The sequence below is a fragment of the Peptoniphilus stercorisuis genome, assembly GCF_017874395.1.
GTDB classification, from domain to species: domain Bacteria; phylum Bacillota; class Clostridia; order Tissierellales; family Peptoniphilaceae; genus Anaerosphaera; species Anaerosphaera stercorisuis.
In genome coordinates, this window is the sequence record NZ_JAGGLJ010000002.1 from 97,718 (window position 1) to 113,716 (window position 15,999).

Sequence of the window (15,999 nt, forward strand, 5' to 3'; positions counted from 1 at the left end):
TAAAATGTAAGACTGTATTTAATTAACTTGTAGAGGATTTTTAAAATTTAGGTGAAAATAATCATATATAAGTTGAATTTGGTACAATTAAAGAAAAGAGGTCATTATGGATAATGTAAACTTTAGCGAAATAGAAAAATCAAAATGTAATAAGATAATTCATGGAGCAACTTTAGCAGTTACTGCTATATCAGGAGGTCTTGCTCAAATTCCTGGAAGTGATGCAGCAGTTATTGCTCCTATTCAAATTGGTATGATTGTATCTCTTGCAAGTGTATTTAATATAAATTTAACTAAATCATCAGCAGGAGCTGTTCTTGCAAATAAAATTGCAGAATATATTGGTAGAGCAGCAATAAAGACAACTCTTAGATTTATACCAGGAGCAGGAAATATTGCAAATGCAGTAATATCTGCATCTATTACAGAAAAAATGGGCTGGTCAATTGCAAAAGATTTTAAAAATCAAAGTATATTAGAAGAAAAAAGAGACTAAATAGTCTCTTTTTAAATTTGTGATTAAATTTAGTTTTTATTCCAAATTAATTTATATTCATACTCATTATTTTCATCATCAAAGTTTTTTTCAGATATTATAAATTGATTTTTTATATAAAAATTCATTGCCTTATTATTTTTTTCATAGACATTAAGATATAGTTTATCTTTTTTATCTTTAGCATAGTCTAGGAGATTTTTGCCAATGCCTTTATTTCTAAATTCTTTATCAATAAATATACCTGCAATATAGTTTTCGCTTAGTCCAATAAAACCAAGAATTTTATTATTTTCTTCATATATATAAATCTCAGATTCTTTAATCATAGACTTAACTAAATCAAAATTATTAATCCAGTAATTTTTATCAACAAAATTATGGGCTTCAATATTTGATTTAAGCCATATATCCATAATATTATCTAAGTTTTTTTCTTTATTAAAATATTTTATATTCATTATTTAATTTCCTTTTAATTATTATATTAAATTTATCTTACTAATTTTCCAGTATAGAAATGTTTAGAAATTATTTTATTATCAAAAAGTTCACTCCTTTTAATTTGATTTCTTAAATAAGGCTAACATATTAAATATTTGAAATCAATAATATTATTTTTTAGTACATTAATTTGTTAAAAGTATGGTATAATATGAGAAATTTTCAAGCTTTATTGAAAAAAATTTCTACATATAGTATATTTTTATCTATAGTCTTTTAGACTTAAAGGAGATTTAAATGAGAGAATTTACAAGAGAACTAAAAAAAGTAGTAATAAAAGTGGGATCGTCTTCAATAACCCATGATCATGGGGTTATAAATTTACAAAAAATAGATGAACTTGCTTGGGAATTATCAAATCTAAAAAATCATGGAATAGATGTAATATTAGTTTCATCAGGAGCTATTGCAGCTGGTGCAAAAAGACTTAATCTAGAAGAAAGACCAAGAGATACAGTTGGAAAGCAAGCTGCATCTGCAGTGGGACAAGTTGCACTTATGAACACATATAATAGAGCATTTAATGAGTATAATTATCAAGCTGCACAAATACTTGTAACAAAACACATTGAAACAGATATGACAATGAGAGAAAATTCAAAAAATACTTTATGTCAACTTTTATCAATGGATGTAATACCAATAGTAAATGAAAATGATACTATTTCTACATTTGAAATTGAATTTGGTGATAATGATACTTTGTCTGCTGTTGTTTCTAGAATTATAGATGCAGATCTTTTAATATTATTATCTGATATAGATGGATTATATAATGATGATCCAAATAAAAATAAAGATGCACATCTTATAAAAGAAGTAAATGAAATAAATGATGAACTTCGTGCAATGGCAAAGGGATCTAATTCTGCTGTTGGAACTGGTGGAATGGCTACAAAAATAAATGCTGCAACTCTTTGTATGGAAAAAGATATAGATGTTGTAATAGCTAATTCAGAAGATATGAAAATAATTAGAAAAATTGTAGGTGGTGAAGAAGTTGGAACAATCTTTAAGAAAAAATCTAATTGAAATGGGAGAAAAGTCTAAAGAGGCAAGTAGAGAACTTTCAAAACTTAATACTTTAGAAAAAAATAATATTTTAAAATCAATTAAAAAATCCCTATTAGAAAATAAAGAAAATATAATTGAAGAAAATAAAATTGATATTAAATCTGGTAAAGAATTAGGATTATCAGAAGGCTTATTAGATAGATTATTACTTGATGATAGTAGGGTTTTATCTATGGCAAATTCTGTAGATGATCTTATTGATCTTGAGGATCCAATTGGAGAAATAGCAAGTATGAAAACTCTTGAAAATGGGCTAATACTTGGCAAAAAATCAGTTCCTATTGGAGTTATTGCAATAATATATGAAGCAAGACCAAATGTAACACTTGATGCTGCTATTCTTGCTATTAAATCTTCAAATGCTTTGATTTTAAGAGGTGGAAAAGAGGCAATAAGATCAAATATTGCAATAGCAAAGGCAATTAGAAGTGGAATAAAAAATGCAGGATATAATGAAAATATAGTTAGTTTAATAGAAGATACAAGTCGAGAATCTTCAAATGAACTTATGAAACTTCGTGGATATGTAGATCTTTTAATTCCAAGAGGATCAAAAAGTCTAATAGATGCAGTAGTTGAAAATGCAAAAGTGCCAACTTTAGAAACAGGAGTTGGAAATTGTCATGTATATGTAGATGAGTCTGCAAAAATTAATATGGCAATAGATATTATTGAAAATGCAAAAACTCAAAGAATTGGAGTATGTAATGCAATGGAGTCTTTAGTAGTTCATGAAAATATTAAAGATGAATTTTATCAAAGTCTTCAAAAGTTAATAGATAAATATAATATAAATGTATATGGATGTGAAAAGTCTAATAAAAAACTTAAAAATATTAAACTTGCGACTAAAGAAGATTATGGAACTGAGTTTTTAGATTATGCTTTTTCTATGAAAATAGTAAGCTCCTTAGATGAGGCAATAGACCATATATATAAATATTCAACACATCATTCTGATGTAATAATTACTGAAAATTATGACAATGCAATGAGATTTTTAAATGAAGTTGACTCTGCTTGTGTATATGTAAATGCATCTTCAAGATTTACAGATGGATCAGAGTTTGGATTTGGAGCTGAGATGGGAATTTCTACTCAAAAACTTCATGCAAGAGGACCAGTTGGACTAAAAGAGTTGACAAGTTCTAAATATATAATATTTGGAAATGGACAAGTAAGGAAGTAATATGAGATATATAAGTACTAGAACTAGAGAAATTATTGATTCTTCACAAGATGCAATTTTAAAGGGACTAGCAAGTGATGGAGGACTTTTTTTACCAGAAAGTCTTCCTTTTATAAAATTTAGTGAAGATGAAATAGAAAATTTAAACTATAAATATGTAGCAAAAAAAATAATTAGTAGTATTTTTGATGATTTTACAAAAGAAGAGATAGATTATGCAGTAGATACTGCCTATGATAGTTTTTCAGATGAAATACTTCCTATTATAAAACTTGATAATAATTATGTATTAGAACTATTTCATGGAAAAACTTTAGCTTTTAAAGATTTTGCACTGTCAATACTTCCAATACTTATGTCTTTATCTATAAAAAAGAAAAATTTAAAAGAAAAAGTTGTAATTCTAACTGCAACATCAGGAGATACAGGATCTGCAGCTCTTAAGGGCTTTGAAAATGTAGATGGAACTGAAGTTATTGTATTTTATCCAACAGATGGAATATCAGAAATCCAAAGAAGACAAATGACATGTCTTGATTATGATAATACTCATGCAGTAGGAATAAGAGGAAATTTTGATGATGCTCAATCATCACTTAAAAAAATATTTTTAGATAGTGAATTTAAAGATGAACTATTAGAGAAAAATATTAGAATATCCTCTGCAAATTCAATAAATATTGGAAGACTTGTGCCACAAATTAGTTATTACTTTTATGCTTATTATGAACTTTTAAGAAGAGGAGAAATAAGTGAAAGTGAAGATTTAAATATCTCTGTTCCAACAGGAAACTTTGGAAATATTCTTGCAGGATATATGGCAAAAAAAATGGGACTGCCAATTGATATTTTAGTTTGTGCATCAAATAAAAATAATGTACTTACAGATTTTTTTAATACTTATGAATATGATGCAAATAGAGAGTTTTTTAAGACAAACTCTCCATCTATGGATATTTTAATTTCTTCAAATTTAGAAAGACTTTTATATTTAGTAAGTAATAGTGGTGAAAATGTAAAAGATTTAATGGAAAAATTAAATAAAGATAAATTTTATAAATTAGATAATAATATGATTGAAAATTTAAAGGATTTTAAAGGCTATTCTTATAATGAAGAAGAAACACTTCTTGGAATAAAAGAAGTCTATGAAAAATATAGTTATTTAATGGATACTCATACATCGATTGCCTATAGAGGAGCAATTGAATTAAATTCTAAAAATAAAACTTTAGTATTATCTACAGCTTCACCTTTTAAATTTCCAAAATCTGTTTTAGAAGCAGTTAATTTAAAAGTAAATGATAATGAGTTTGAAAATCTTAGAAATTTATCTGAAAAGACAAATACAAAACTTCCAAGTATTTTAAAAGATTTAGAAAATAAAAAAATATCTGAGAAAAAAGTAATAGATAAAGATGAGATAAAAGAAAGTATAATAGAGATTTTAGGAGAATAAAATGGTAATTGTAAAAGTTCCAGCAACAACTGCAAATATAGGGCCAGGATATGATTCTATGGGAATGGCTCTTAATTTATATAATACATTTACTTTTAAAAGAGAAAGAAAAAATGTAGAAGATGACAATTTAATATTAAAATCTTTTAATTATTTTTATGATTATTTTAATTTGGACTTAGAAGAAATAAGTATAGATGTAGATGAAAATGTACCAAGATCACGAGGACTTGGCTCATCGGCTACTTGTATAGTTGCAGGGCTTATGGCTGCTAATAAATTTAGTGGAAAAAATATTTCTAAGGAAGAAATTTTAAAACTTGCTACTAATATAGAGGGACATCCTGATAATGTTGCACCAGCAATATATGGTGGACTTATAACATCTGTTGTAAATGATAGAGTTTATTTTTCAAAGGATAGTGTTTCAGATAATTTATCTTTTATTCTTCTTATTCCAAACTTTGAACTATCTACAGAGCTTGCAAGACAAGTAGTGCCAAAGGAAGTATCTATTGAGGACTGTGTATTTAATATTGCAAGGGCTAGTTTAGTTTCAAAGGCCTTATCTAAGGGAGATTTTAATCTTTTAAAGGGAGTTAATGAAGATAGAATTCACGAACCTTATAGAAGAAAGTTAATTGAAGATTTTGATGAATTTGAAAAATTGGCAAAAAACAACAATGCTATTATAAATATTTCAGGAGCAGGACCAAGTATATTAATAACTAAGGAAAAAAATAATAAAAAAATAAATATTGAAATAGATAAAAAACTCCAAGAACTAGTTAATTGGAAGGCTTTAGAGCTTTTAGTTGATGATTTTGGAGCTGTAGAAAATTAAGACTGTAAAAAAACAGTCTTTTTTTGTGAAAAAGTTTAGGAGATATTGACAAGTTGTGGTAAAATGTATAAATCACAGCTAAGAAGAAAGAAACGAGGTATTATTATTAAATTTACAGAATTAGGAATTAGCAAGGGCTTAGATGAAGTTCTTTCTAGTAATGGTATTCTTGAACCAACACCTATTCAAGAAAAATCAATTCCACAAATATTAAAAGGTGAAGATATAGTAGGAAAAGCACAAACAGGTACGGGAAAAACACTTGCTTTTTTACTTCCAATATTTGAAAATATAGATGTTTCAAATAAAAACATTCAAGCTTTAATTATTTCTCCAACAAGAGAGCTTGCAAAACAAATAGCAGAAGAAGCGGAAAAACTTACAAAATATAAACATGTAAGAGTAACAACTGTTTATGGCGGAGCTAGTATGCCAAATCAAATTAAGAGACTTAAAAAGGGAACTCAAATAGTTATAGGAACTCCTGGAAGACTTGTAGATCATATTAAGAGAAGAACTATTAATATGAAAAATCTTAATTATTTAGTACTTGATGAGGCAGATGAAATTTTAAACATGGGATTTATTGATGATGTTCAATTTATTATTGATAAAACACCTAAACAAAGACAAACTCTTCTATTTTCAGCAACTATGCCAAAGAGCATAAAAAGTATTTCAAATTCTTCTACAAAAAATCCAGTACGTGTAGAAGTAGAAGAAAAAGACATAACAATAGATCAAATAGACGAGGTAACAATTAAAACTACAGATAGAAGAAAATATGATGATTTAGTTCAATATATAAATGACGAAAATCCATTTATGGCAATAATATTCTGTAGAACAAAAATGAGAGTAAAAAATTTAGCTGAAAAATTAAGAGCAGAGGGCTTTGAAGCAGATGAGATTCATGGTGATTTATCACAAGCTAAAAGAGAAAAAGCCTTAAAGAGATTTAAAAATCTAAAAGTTAGATTCTTAGTTGCAACAGATGTAGCGGCAAGAGGTCTTGATATAAGTGGTTTAACACATGTTATTAACTACGATGAGCCAGAAAGAAGAGCTGAATACATCCATAGAATAGGTAGAACAGGTAGAGCTAAAGAAAAGGGAACAGCTGTAACTTTTGTAGTTCAAAAAGACTTTGATAATAAGAGAAGAAGAGATAATAAAAAGAATTATTCAAAAAATAAAAAGAACTTCTCAAAAGATAATAACAGAAGAAATTCTAAGAAAAATGATGGTTTTAACAAATTTAAAAAAGACAATAAAAAGTCAAAGGGCGATTACAGAAAATTTGATAAAGACCAAGATAATAAAAATTCTGAGAATAGACATTCTGACAATAGAAATTCTGAAAACAAAAACTTTGATAGAAAAAAATCTGATCATAAGAAATCTGATCATAAGAAATCTGATCACAGAAGAAATGACAACAAAGGAAAAAATTTCTCAAAGGATAATAATCAAAGAGGAAGAAACAAGAAATCAAATAAAGTTAAAGACTTATTAAAATAAACACCAATTGGTGTTTATTTTTTTGTTATTTGACAAAAAGATAATTTATTATACAATTAATATTATAAATTAAATATATGGGAGTTAGAACACTATCTGAGAGGAACTTGTATGAGTTCGACCATTTTAACCTGATATGGGTAATGCCAACGTAGGAATCTTAATAAGTATTTTAGATGCGCTATTTGGTGCATCTTTTTTTATTTAGGGGGAAGAAATGTTTAAAGAATTAATGAAAAATGTAGAAGAGAAAAATCCATTAACTCATTGTATAACAAATTATGTAACAGTTAATGATTGTGCAAATATACTTCTTGCTGCAAAAGCATCTCCAATTATGGCAGATGATATAGAAGAAGTTGAAGAGATAGTTTCTATATATCAAGCTTTAGTAATCAATATAGGAACTCTTAATAGTAGAACTGTAAAATCAATGATAGTTGCTGGTAAAAGGGCAAATAAGTTAAATATTCCAGTAATATTAGATCCTGTTGGAATAGGAGCATCAAAACTTAGAAGAAAAAGTATAGATGAAATCTTAAAAGAAGTGGAATTTTCTGTAATAAGGGGAAATATTTCAGAAATAAAAGCTTTACATAATGGTTTTACAAATACAAAGGGAGTAGATGCAAGTAATAATGATGAAATAAAAGAAGAAAATATAGAAAAAATAATAGAACTTGCAAAAAATTTGTCTAAAAAAACAAAGTCAATTATTTCAATTAGTGGAAAAATAGATGTAATTGCAAGTGAAAATAAAGCCTATCTTTGCAGAAATGGAAATAGTATTATGCCACTTATTACAGGAACAGGATGTATGCTAAGTTCATTAATTGGAGCATATATAGGAGCAAATCCAAATAATATTTTAGAATCTACTTTAAATGCAAATGTATTAATGGGAATAAGTGGAGAACTTGCCTATGAAAAAATGATAAAAAATAATGCAGGAACAATGAGTTTTAGGAACTATTTAATAGATGAGGTTTATAAAATGAACTATGAAAAAATAAAGGAGTTTAGTAAAATTGAAAGTAAATAGAGAAGATATGAGATGTTATGTAGTTACAACAAGGGATTTTTTAGATGGAAGAGCTTTAAAAGATGATTGTGAAGAAATATTAAAAAATGGTGCTACATTTTTACAATTAAGAGAAAAAAACATAGACTTTGATGAATATGTAAATCTTGGATTTGAACTTAAAGAAGTTGCTAAAAAATATAATATTCCCTTTGTAATAGATGATAATATTGAAGTTGCAATAAAAGTAGATGCAGATGGAGTTCATATTGGGCAAAGTGATATAGATGCAAAAACTGCAAGAAAATTAATTGGTGAAGATAAAATACTTGGAGTATCAGCTCAAAATGTATATCAAGCAATAGAAGCTGAAAAAATGGGAGCTGACTATTTGGGAATCGGTCCTGTTTTTCCAACTAAGACAAAACCAAATGAAAAGTTAATAGATTTAGATGAAGTTAGAAGAATTAGTGAAAGTGTAAATATTCCAATTCTTGTAATAGGTGGAATAGATGATGAGAGTATCTATAAGGTGAAGAATTCAAATACAGATGGAGTTGCAGTTATTTCATATATATTTAATTCTGATACAAAGGGTAAAAATACAAGAAAGTTAAGAGAGATATCAGATGAACTTTTTAGAAAATAATATTAAATATATAATTTTTGATATGGATGGTACATTAATAGATTCAATGTCTGCCTGGGATGATGTTGGAGAAAAAGTCCTATTAGAAAATAATAAAATACCTGAAAAAAATTTAATAGATACATTAAATAAAATGACCTTTGATGAATCTGCAAAATATTTAATAGAAAATTATAATCTAGAGATAAGTTTAGAAGAAATAAAAAAGAGATTTTATGAAATAGTTAAATATAAATATGAAAATACTATTTATTTAAAAGAGGGAGTAGAAGAATTTTTAGAAAAATGTAAAAAAAATAATATAAAAATGGCTATACTAACTGCATCAAATAGAGAAATATCAGAAATTGTCTTAAAGAGATTAGATATATTAAAGTATTTTGAGTTTATTATGACAACAGAAGAAGAAAATTTAACTAAAAAAGATGAGGGTATTTATATAAAAGCGTTAAAAAAATTAAATTCTAGTATTAAAGAGACTGCCATATTTGAAGATATGTTATATTCTTTAGAAATATCTAATTCTATTGGAATTATGACAATTGGAGTTTTTGATAAATCATCTATTAAGGATATAGAAAAAATAAAGAAAACTTCTAATTTATTTATATATAGTTTTAAAGATTTAATATAAAAAACCACCGTCTAAACGGTGGAATATTATTTGATAAGTGGATTTGATTTTTTAATTTCAATTAGGAAGCTTTCCATAACTCCTGCAAGTTGTTCAGATTTAACATTTGCTTGAATAGTAAACATATTGCCTGTTCCATTAACTGAAAACTTAGTAGACAATTTATCGAATATTGCTTTTAAATCAATGTTTAAATTCTTAGATCTTGCAACAAGTACTTGAGACATAGGTCCATTTGGAATTCCGTATATTTGAACGAAGTTATAATCATCCATAATATAATTTGAAATAAATTTAATATCTTTAAAGTTTACATTTCTAACAACTTTATAAATATAATTTATTCCATCAACAGTAGTGGCAAGTTTTTTATATTCTTTAACAGTTTCAAGGCCTAATTCTTTTTCCATTCTTTTATTTTCTTCTTTTAAGTTGTCGCCTTTAGATTTTAAAGATTTAATTTCTTTTAAAATATCTTCATCACTATTTAAAAAGAGAATATTTTTTATATTATCAATTAATGTAAATTTTTCTCTATAATTTTTAAATCCACGGATACCACAAGAAATACTAAGAACAACTTTACCATCTATTTTTTCAATATTAGAAATTTTTAAAATTGAAATTTCTCCAGTTCTTTTAAGACAAGGACCTGAATAATCAATAGAACCCATGCCCTTAAGTTCTATATAACCTTCAAAAATATTAACTAGTAAGTTTGCATTAATCATATAATTTGCAAGATCTTCAAGTTGATTAATTGTATTAAAAGAGATATCCTTTTCTAAGAGGTATATTCTATTTGATATTTCATCAATTTTATAATCTTCAACATTAAGACTTGTAGAAGTTTTAATACATAACCTAGCAATGGCATTTCCAAGATTTTGTTGCATTATATCTAATCGTCTATCATAGTCTATTGCCATTTTCATAGATTCAGAATCACAACTAAAATAAGTGCTATTATTACCTTCAATAATTTTTGGTTTTTCGGAGTTTATTGTATATTTATCTCCATGTATATGTGAACTACCTAAAAAAATTATAGACTCTTCTGGTCTGCAATAAGTAATATTGTTAATATTTTTTTTATCTTCAACAGATGTTATATATTCTTTTTCATATGGATATTTAATATATCTATTTTTCATGTAATCCCTCACTTTACTCTATTATTTTAACACAATGAGAAAAATTATTAAATACGATATAATTTTTAAGCTTTAGGGTATGAAGCAAAGGGGAATTTTAAGGATGGTGATGCTATGGATTTTTTTGCACAAAAGACAATAGAAAAATATGGTAATAAAAATATATTTGATATTTATTTAATGAGAGTTCGTGGAATATACTATGATAATTTATCATCATTACAAATTATTTATGTGCTAGAAGGTGAGATTAGCATAGAACTTGATGGAGAAAAACGAATTTTTAAAAAGAATGATTTAATTATATTAAACCAATTTGAAAATAAATTTATATACAGTAATTCTAAAAACTTATTATTAATAACTACAATATACAATAGTTATTTAAAAAATTTAGGAACTATATATTATGAATCAAGGTTTGTTAATCAAATAAATAGAAAAGAGTTAAAAGAAAATATATTAAATAACTTAATATTATTATATAAATCTAGTATAATCAAAGAAGAAAAAGAGATAAAGTTAAATATAATACAGCAAATTATTCAAATATTATTAAAGAACTTTATTTGCCAGAAATGTTTAATAACAGGAATATCTGAAAAAAGTAATTATTTAGAAGAAATTCAAAAATTACATGAAAAAGGTCAAAAGGAATACTATAGCTTAAATGCAATAGCAAGTAATATCCATATAAGCATTTCCTATTTATCAAAGGTATTTAATCAATTAACTGGAATAAATTATTCGGAATATATACAACAGCTAAAACTTTTTTATGCAACAACTTATGTTTTAAATACAAAAGATACCTTTGAATATATTGCAGAGATTGTAGGATTTGAATCTACTAAATCATTAAATAGAATATTTAATAAATATTTAGATACAACTCCTTCTAAATATAGGAAAAACTTTAAAAATATTACAGAGGATTCAAGTAAAGAAAATTTAAGAAATGAAAAAAGCTTTATAGAGATATTTGAGAAAAAAGATGAAATAAATTATGAAGAATATGTTCAAAAAAATTCCAAAAGTGACTATTCACAATATTCATATACAGAAGAAACTAAAAAAGTTGAAAAATTAAACAGAAATTGGCGAGTCATTAGAAATATAAAGACTTTAGGTGACTATTATTTAAAAAATCTAGATTTAATTTTAGAGAAGATACCAATTGAAGAAATTATATTAAGATTTACAATGCTAGAAGACGATAAAGTATTGTTAACAGATTTAAATAGAAAAATAGAAGAATATGAATTAAATAGTTTGTTGACTAAATGCATTGAAAATAATATTAATTTAGTAATAGCACTTAGACTTGAAGATTTAAAACCCTATAAAAATACACCTAGTATTGTAGAAACGAAAATTAAAAGAAGTAAAAAGTTTTTTGATTTAATATCAAATGCTATTGGAATGACCAATATGAAAAAATTCACATATATATTTGATATAGATAAAATTGGTGAATTTATGAAGGCAAATAGAAACTTAGAGGATTATGTAGAGATATTAAATATTCAAAAATCTATATTAGAAGAAAAACTAGGTACAAAGGATTATAAATGGGGATTTGAATTAGGAAATTTAACAGAATTAGAATTAAAAGAACTCCTTTTAAATTACAATAAATTAAAAAATAAAGAAGAAGTAGGATTAAATCCAAGTATTATATCAATAAACTATGCAGACAAATATGAAAATGACATGATAACAGTAAAGGGTTTAGAAAATATAAGAGAATATATAGATGATTCAATAGCAGAATTTGTAAGTATAGGTAAAGCATTTAATTTTCCTATTGAAAAAGTATATATAAAAAATTTATTTGAAGAAATAGATATATCTGATATCAATTATTTGTATAGAGATCTATTTTTAGTAAATCTAATGGTTGAATCATTTTTTTCCTATGACAGTAATGTAATTTATGTTAGTGAGTATAAGGTAAAAGATAAAAATCAAGAAAAGAAATATTATTATCCAACATATAAAGACAGAAATGATTTTTATACACCAGTTTATTGGGCAAGTTTAATGGTCGATAAATTAAAGGGAAATATAGTGTATAATAAACCAGGTTGTCTAATTACAGAAAATTCAGATGATATATATGTTTTGATATATGGAAGTATAGTAGCTGATTATGCCTTTGCACAAAAAAATGGCTTTAGGAACTTAGAAAAACATAAAAGAAAAATAAAATTACAGATAGATAAATTGGAAGGAAGATATAAAATAGTGACAGAAACATTATCTTTCGAAGATGCGACAGCAGGATATTTTTTAAAACATTTTGACAACTATAAGTACTTAACATCAGAAGAAAAAGATTATATCAAAAGAGTGGCAATCCCAAGCCTAGATATATCATTAGAAGAAAAAGAACAAAATTCAATAGAAACAATAGAATATGCACCATTTAATCTAATTTTAAGAAAGTATATAAAGTTATAATAGTTGTTAATTTTCATGCACTACAAAGAAACACGCATAATTTAGAAAATTATTACAAGATTTAGAAAAAAAATGACAAGTTATCACCAAATTAATATAAAAAAAATATAATAAAGAATAGATATAAAATAATAAGACATAACTAAAAAATTATGCTATTAATTATTCCTATATATTGTAATATAATACAATATATATTTAGATAGAACATCGTTCTATAGGGGAAGATATTCGTTATATATTTATTAAAGGTGTAAGGGCTTACATTGAAATATATCTTGAATACAACATAAATTTTAATAACTTGAAATTCGTTGAAAAAGTAGATTTAGGGGAAATCTACTTTTTCTTTTTGTATTATTTTTTAGAATAAGAATAATATAAAAAATAATTAATTGGTAAAATTATAGAAATGAGTTGATAGTATGAATTTTTATGCTGATATAATAGTAGATAGAAAGCATATAGGGGATATCTATGAAACGTATTTAGTAAAATCAAAGGGAGTATATTATGACACATTATCTTAAATGCAATTAATATATGTAGTAGAAGGTAGTGTTGAAATATATTTAGATGAAGAAACAAAAATATATAACAAAGGTGATTTAATAATATTAAATCAATTTGAAAATAAATTTATATATTCAAGAGAAGAAAATGTATTATTTATTTCTAAAATATCAAGTGAATATTTAAAAAGTCTTGGAAAAATATACTATACATCAAGATTTGTAAATAAATCAGAAGATAAAAGAAACAATGATAATATATTAAAAAATATGATTAATATATATAAAAAATTAAATAATAAAGAAAATAAAGAAAATGGAGATATGAATTTAAGTTTAATTCAACAAATTCTTCTAATATTAATAAAAAATTATATCTGTATAGAATGTACACTTACAAATATAGATGAAAAATCAGATTGTTTGTTAAGTCTTGAAACTTTTGTTGAAAATGAAAATCCAAGAGAATTAAATTTAATTAATATAGCTGAAGAGATGCATTTAAGTAGTTCTTATTTATCTAAAACATTTAATGAATTATCAGGAATTAATTTTTCTGAATTTATACAGCAGTTAAAACTTTTTTATTCTACAACATATCTTTTAAATACAAAAGATACATTAGAACAAATATCTTACACAATAGGATTTGAATCTATAAAATCCTTAATTAGGATATATAAGAAGTTTTTTAATATGACACCTACAGAATATAGGAAAAAATATGTGAAGTCCTTTGATTATTTAGATGATAATATTAATTTTGTAGAATTATTAAATCAATATCAAAACTTAAAATATGATCAGTTTATAAATAACTTTGGAAATAGAATTAAAAGTAATTATAATATTGATGTTAATGCAAAAAAACAAGGTGAGTTTTTTAAACAATGGAGAATAATTAGAAATTTAAAAAGTTTAGGAAATAATTATCTTTCAAACTTAGATGAATTATTAAAAAATTACGCAATAGATGAAATGATTATTCTTTTTAGTGTAGATGAAAATGGCGAATTAATAATTTTAGATCTAAATAGACAAATAGATGAAATCGAGCTTATGAACTTACTAAGTAAATGTATTGAAAATAATATAATGCCTGTTATTGGTCTTGAATTTGAAGAGAAGTTTTCAAAAAACAATATAGAAGAATTAATATATGAAAGATTAACTAAGATTAAAAAATTCTATGATTTAATTTCAAATGCAATTGGAATTACAAATATGAAAAAATTCACTTTTCTATTAAATATAGGATCTATGACAGATTATTTAGATGATGAAGAGAAACTAGAAAGATACAGGGAATATATAATAAAACAACAAAGGATGCTAGAAGATAAATTAGAAACTCACAATTATAAGTGGGGATATAATCTTGGACGTATATCAGAAGATAAGATTTTTAAAATAGGAAAAATATTAGATAGATTTAAAGGTAAAAAATTCAAATTTGTTCCAACAGTAGTATATTTAACAGTAGTATATTTAAGATTTAATAAAGAGAATATTAAAAATAAAAAAGAATTAATTAATATAAAAAAAGAATTAAATCATTGTGTAAATGGATTGACACAAATATCTAAAGAGTTTAATTTCCTAGTAGATAAAGTTTATGTAAAAGATTTATTTTTAGATATAGATATATCAGATGTAAATTATTTATATAGAGATTTGTTTGCAGTTAGTTTAATATTAGATTCAATATTTGCAAATGATGATAAAGATATAAAATATATATATGAATATAAATTAACAGATAAATTGCAAAAAGATGGAATATATTTACCACGGTACACAGATGAAAATGGATTTAATACACCAGTATATTGGATAAGTCTTCTATTAGATTCTATAAAGGGAGAAGTAATATATGACGAGCAGGGATGTTTTGCAGTAATAAATGATGCTGATTTATATATATTATTATATGGTGATACAGTTACAGATTATTATTTTGCACAAAAAAATGGAATACAGGATTTAGATGAGAAATATTTAGATATTAATTTAAATATAAAGGGTTTAAAAGGAAAATATAAGATAACTACAGAAAGATTATCTTATAAAGAAGGAACAATAGGATATTATCTAAAGCATTTTGAAAATTATAAATATTTAACATCAAAAGAAAAAGAATATATTAAAAGAGTAGCAGTTCCTAGTCTAGATATAAATTTAAAAGAAATTAGTAATGAGTATGTAGATATAGTAAAATATTCACCTTTTAATGTAGTTTTAAAAAAATATACAAAAATTTAAGAAGGTCTATCCTTCTTTTTTTTATACTCAAAAATAATAAAGTGTCCGTAAATTATGGAGAAATGACACTTATTTAACAAAAAACAGCTTAAGTATGACTAATTTACTAAAAAGATGAAATAAAAGGTATCAAATTAAAAAGAATTGCTATAAAAAAAACAATGATCATCCTATAAAATATACTCATGTAGTGCATGATGTAATTTTATAGGTAAGA

At 24.7% G+C, this 15,999-nt stretch carries 13 protein-coding genes and 1 riboswitch; of the genes, 11 read left to right on the forward strand and 2 right to left on the reverse strand.

What is annotated here, in order from left to right; translation table 11 throughout:
- The first annotated feature begins 106 nt into the window (after positions 1-106).
- Positions 107-496: a hypothetical protein gene (locus tag J2Z71_RS01390; RefSeq protein ID WP_210060064.1), complete on the forward strand. Its 390-nt coding sequence runs from the start codon at positions 107-109 to the stop codon at positions 494-496.
- 29 nt (positions 497-525) lie between these two features.
- Here J2Z71_RS01390 and J2Z71_RS01395 read toward each other — a convergent pair whose 3' ends face one another.
- Positions 526-957 carry a GNAT family N-acetyltransferase gene (locus tag J2Z71_RS01395; protein WP_210060065.1) on the reverse strand — a complete coding sequence of 144 codons (432 nt, stop codon included), beginning with the start codon at positions 955-957 and terminating at the stop codon, positions 526-528.
- Between the two features lie 280 nt (positions 958-1,237).
- On the opposite strand from J2Z71_RS01395, the gene proB reads away from it, so the two are divergent.
- The 8 genes from proB to J2Z71_RS01435 all read left to right on the forward strand — a co-directional run bounded on the left by proB (position 1,238) and on the right by J2Z71_RS01435 (position 9,391).
- The gene (gene proB, locus J2Z71_RS01400) at positions 1,238-2,032 is read left to right on the forward strand and encodes a glutamate 5-kinase (RefSeq protein WP_210060066.1); all 795 of its coding nucleotides are present in this window, start codon (positions 1,238-1,240) and stop codon (positions 2,030-2,032) included.
- Positions 2,001-3,263: a glutamate-5-semialdehyde dehydrogenase gene (locus tag J2Z71_RS01405; RefSeq protein ID WP_210060067.1), complete on the forward strand. Its 1,263-nt coding sequence runs from the start codon at positions 2,001-2,003 to the stop codon at positions 3,261-3,263. The genes proB and J2Z71_RS01405 overlap by 32 nt, the downstream gene beginning before the upstream one ends.
- A gap of 1 nt (position 3,264) precedes the next feature.
- Positions 3,265-4,722: a threonine synthase gene (gene thrC, locus J2Z71_RS01410; RefSeq protein ID WP_210060068.1), complete on the forward strand. Its 1,458-nt coding sequence runs from the start codon at positions 3,265-3,267 to the stop codon at positions 4,720-4,722.
- Between the two features lies 1 nt (position 4,723).
- Positions 4,724-5,566, forward strand: coding sequence for a homoserine kinase (thrB, locus tag J2Z71_RS01415; RefSeq protein WP_210060069.1), 843 nt, complete (start codon positions 4,724-4,726; stop codon positions 5,564-5,566).
- 63 nt (positions 5,567-5,629) lie between these two features.
- Positions 5,630-7,087: a DEAD/DEAH box helicase gene (locus J2Z71_RS01420; RefSeq protein ID WP_210060070.1), complete on the forward strand. Its 1,458-nt coding sequence runs from the start codon at positions 5,630-5,632 to the stop codon at positions 7,085-7,087.
- Between the two features lie 67 nt (positions 7,088-7,154).
- Positions 7,155-7,261: riboswitch (TPP riboswitch) on the forward strand.
- A 43-nt stretch (positions 7,262-7,304) separates the two neighbouring features.
- Complete coding sequence (gene thiM / locus J2Z71_RS01425; protein ID WP_210060071.1) at positions 7,305-8,129, forward strand: hydroxyethylthiazole kinase; 825 nt, start codon at positions 7,305-7,307, stop codon at positions 8,127-8,129.
- Positions 8,116-8,757: a thiamine phosphate synthase gene (gene thiE / locus J2Z71_RS01430; protein ID WP_210060072.1), complete on the forward strand. Its 642-nt coding sequence runs from the start codon at positions 8,116-8,118 to the stop codon at positions 8,755-8,757. The genes thiM and thiE overlap by 14 nt, the downstream gene beginning before the upstream one ends.
- A complete protein-coding gene (locus J2Z71_RS01435) occupies positions 8,738-9,391 on the forward strand; it encodes an HAD family hydrolase (protein WP_210060073.1) in 654 nt (217 codons plus the stop codon). The genes thiE and J2Z71_RS01435 overlap by 20 nt, the downstream gene beginning before the upstream one ends.
- 26 nt (positions 9,392-9,417) lie before the next feature.
- Here J2Z71_RS01435 and J2Z71_RS01440 read toward each other — a convergent pair whose 3' ends face one another.
- On the reverse strand, positions 9,418-10,545 hold the full coding sequence (locus J2Z71_RS01440; protein ID WP_210060074.1) for a hypothetical protein: 1,128 nt from the start codon (positions 10,543-10,545) through the stop codon (positions 9,418-9,420).
- 114 nt (positions 10,546-10,659) lie between these two features.
- Here J2Z71_RS01440 and J2Z71_RS01445 point away from each other — a divergent pair, with 114 nt between their 5' ends.
- A complete protein-coding gene (locus J2Z71_RS01445) occupies positions 10,660-13,008 on the forward strand; it encodes an AraC family transcriptional regulator (RefSeq protein WP_210060075.1) in 2,349 nt (782 codons plus the stop codon).
- A gap of 530 nt (positions 13,009-13,538) precedes the next feature.
- On the forward strand, positions 13,539-15,782 hold the full coding sequence (locus J2Z71_RS01450; RefSeq protein WP_210060076.1) for an AraC family transcriptional regulator: 2,244 nt from the start codon (positions 13,539-13,541) through the stop codon (positions 15,780-15,782).
- The last annotated feature ends 217 nt before the right edge of the window (positions 15,783-15,999 follow it).

Excerpts from the sequence above, each read along its gene's own strand:
- J2Z71_RS01390 (WP_210060064.1), top strand. The coding sequence starts at position 107 with ATGGATAATGTAAACTTTAGCGAAATAGAAAAATCAAAATGTAATAAG.
- J2Z71_RS01395 (WP_210060065.1), bottom strand. The coding sequence starts at position 957 with ATGAATATAAAATATTTTAATAAAGAAAAAAACTTAGATAATATTATG.
- proB (WP_210060066.1), top strand. The coding sequence starts at position 1,238 with ATGAGAGAATTTACAAGAGAACTAAAAAAAGTAGTAATAAAAGTGGGA.
- thrC (WP_210060068.1), top strand. The coding sequence starts at position 3,265 with ATGAGATATATAAGTACTAGAACTAGAGAAATTATTGATTCTTCACAA.
- thrB (WP_210060069.1), top strand. The coding sequence starts at position 4,724 with ATGGTAATTGTAAAAGTTCCAGCAACAACTGCAAATATAGGGCCAGGA.
- J2Z71_RS01420 (WP_210060070.1), top strand. The coding sequence starts at position 5,630 with ATGTATAAATCACAGCTAAGAAGAAAGAAACGAGGTATTATTATTAAA.
- thiM (WP_210060071.1), top strand. The coding sequence starts at position 7,305 with ATGTTTAAAGAATTAATGAAAAATGTAGAAGAGAAAAATCCATTAACT.
- J2Z71_RS01435 (WP_210060073.1), top strand. The coding sequence starts at position 8,738 with ATGAACTTTTTAGAAAATAATATTAAATATATAATTTTTGATATGGAT.
- J2Z71_RS01440 (WP_210060074.1), bottom strand. The coding sequence starts at position 10,545 with ATGAAAAATAGATATATTAAATATCCATATGAAAAAGAATATATAACA.
- J2Z71_RS01445 (WP_210060075.1), top strand. The coding sequence starts at position 10,660 with ATGGATTTTTTTGCACAAAAGACAATAGAAAAATATGGTAATAAAAAT.
- J2Z71_RS01450 (WP_210060076.1), top strand. The coding sequence starts at position 13,539 with ATGCAATTAATATATGTAGTAGAAGGTAGTGTTGAAATATATTTAGAT.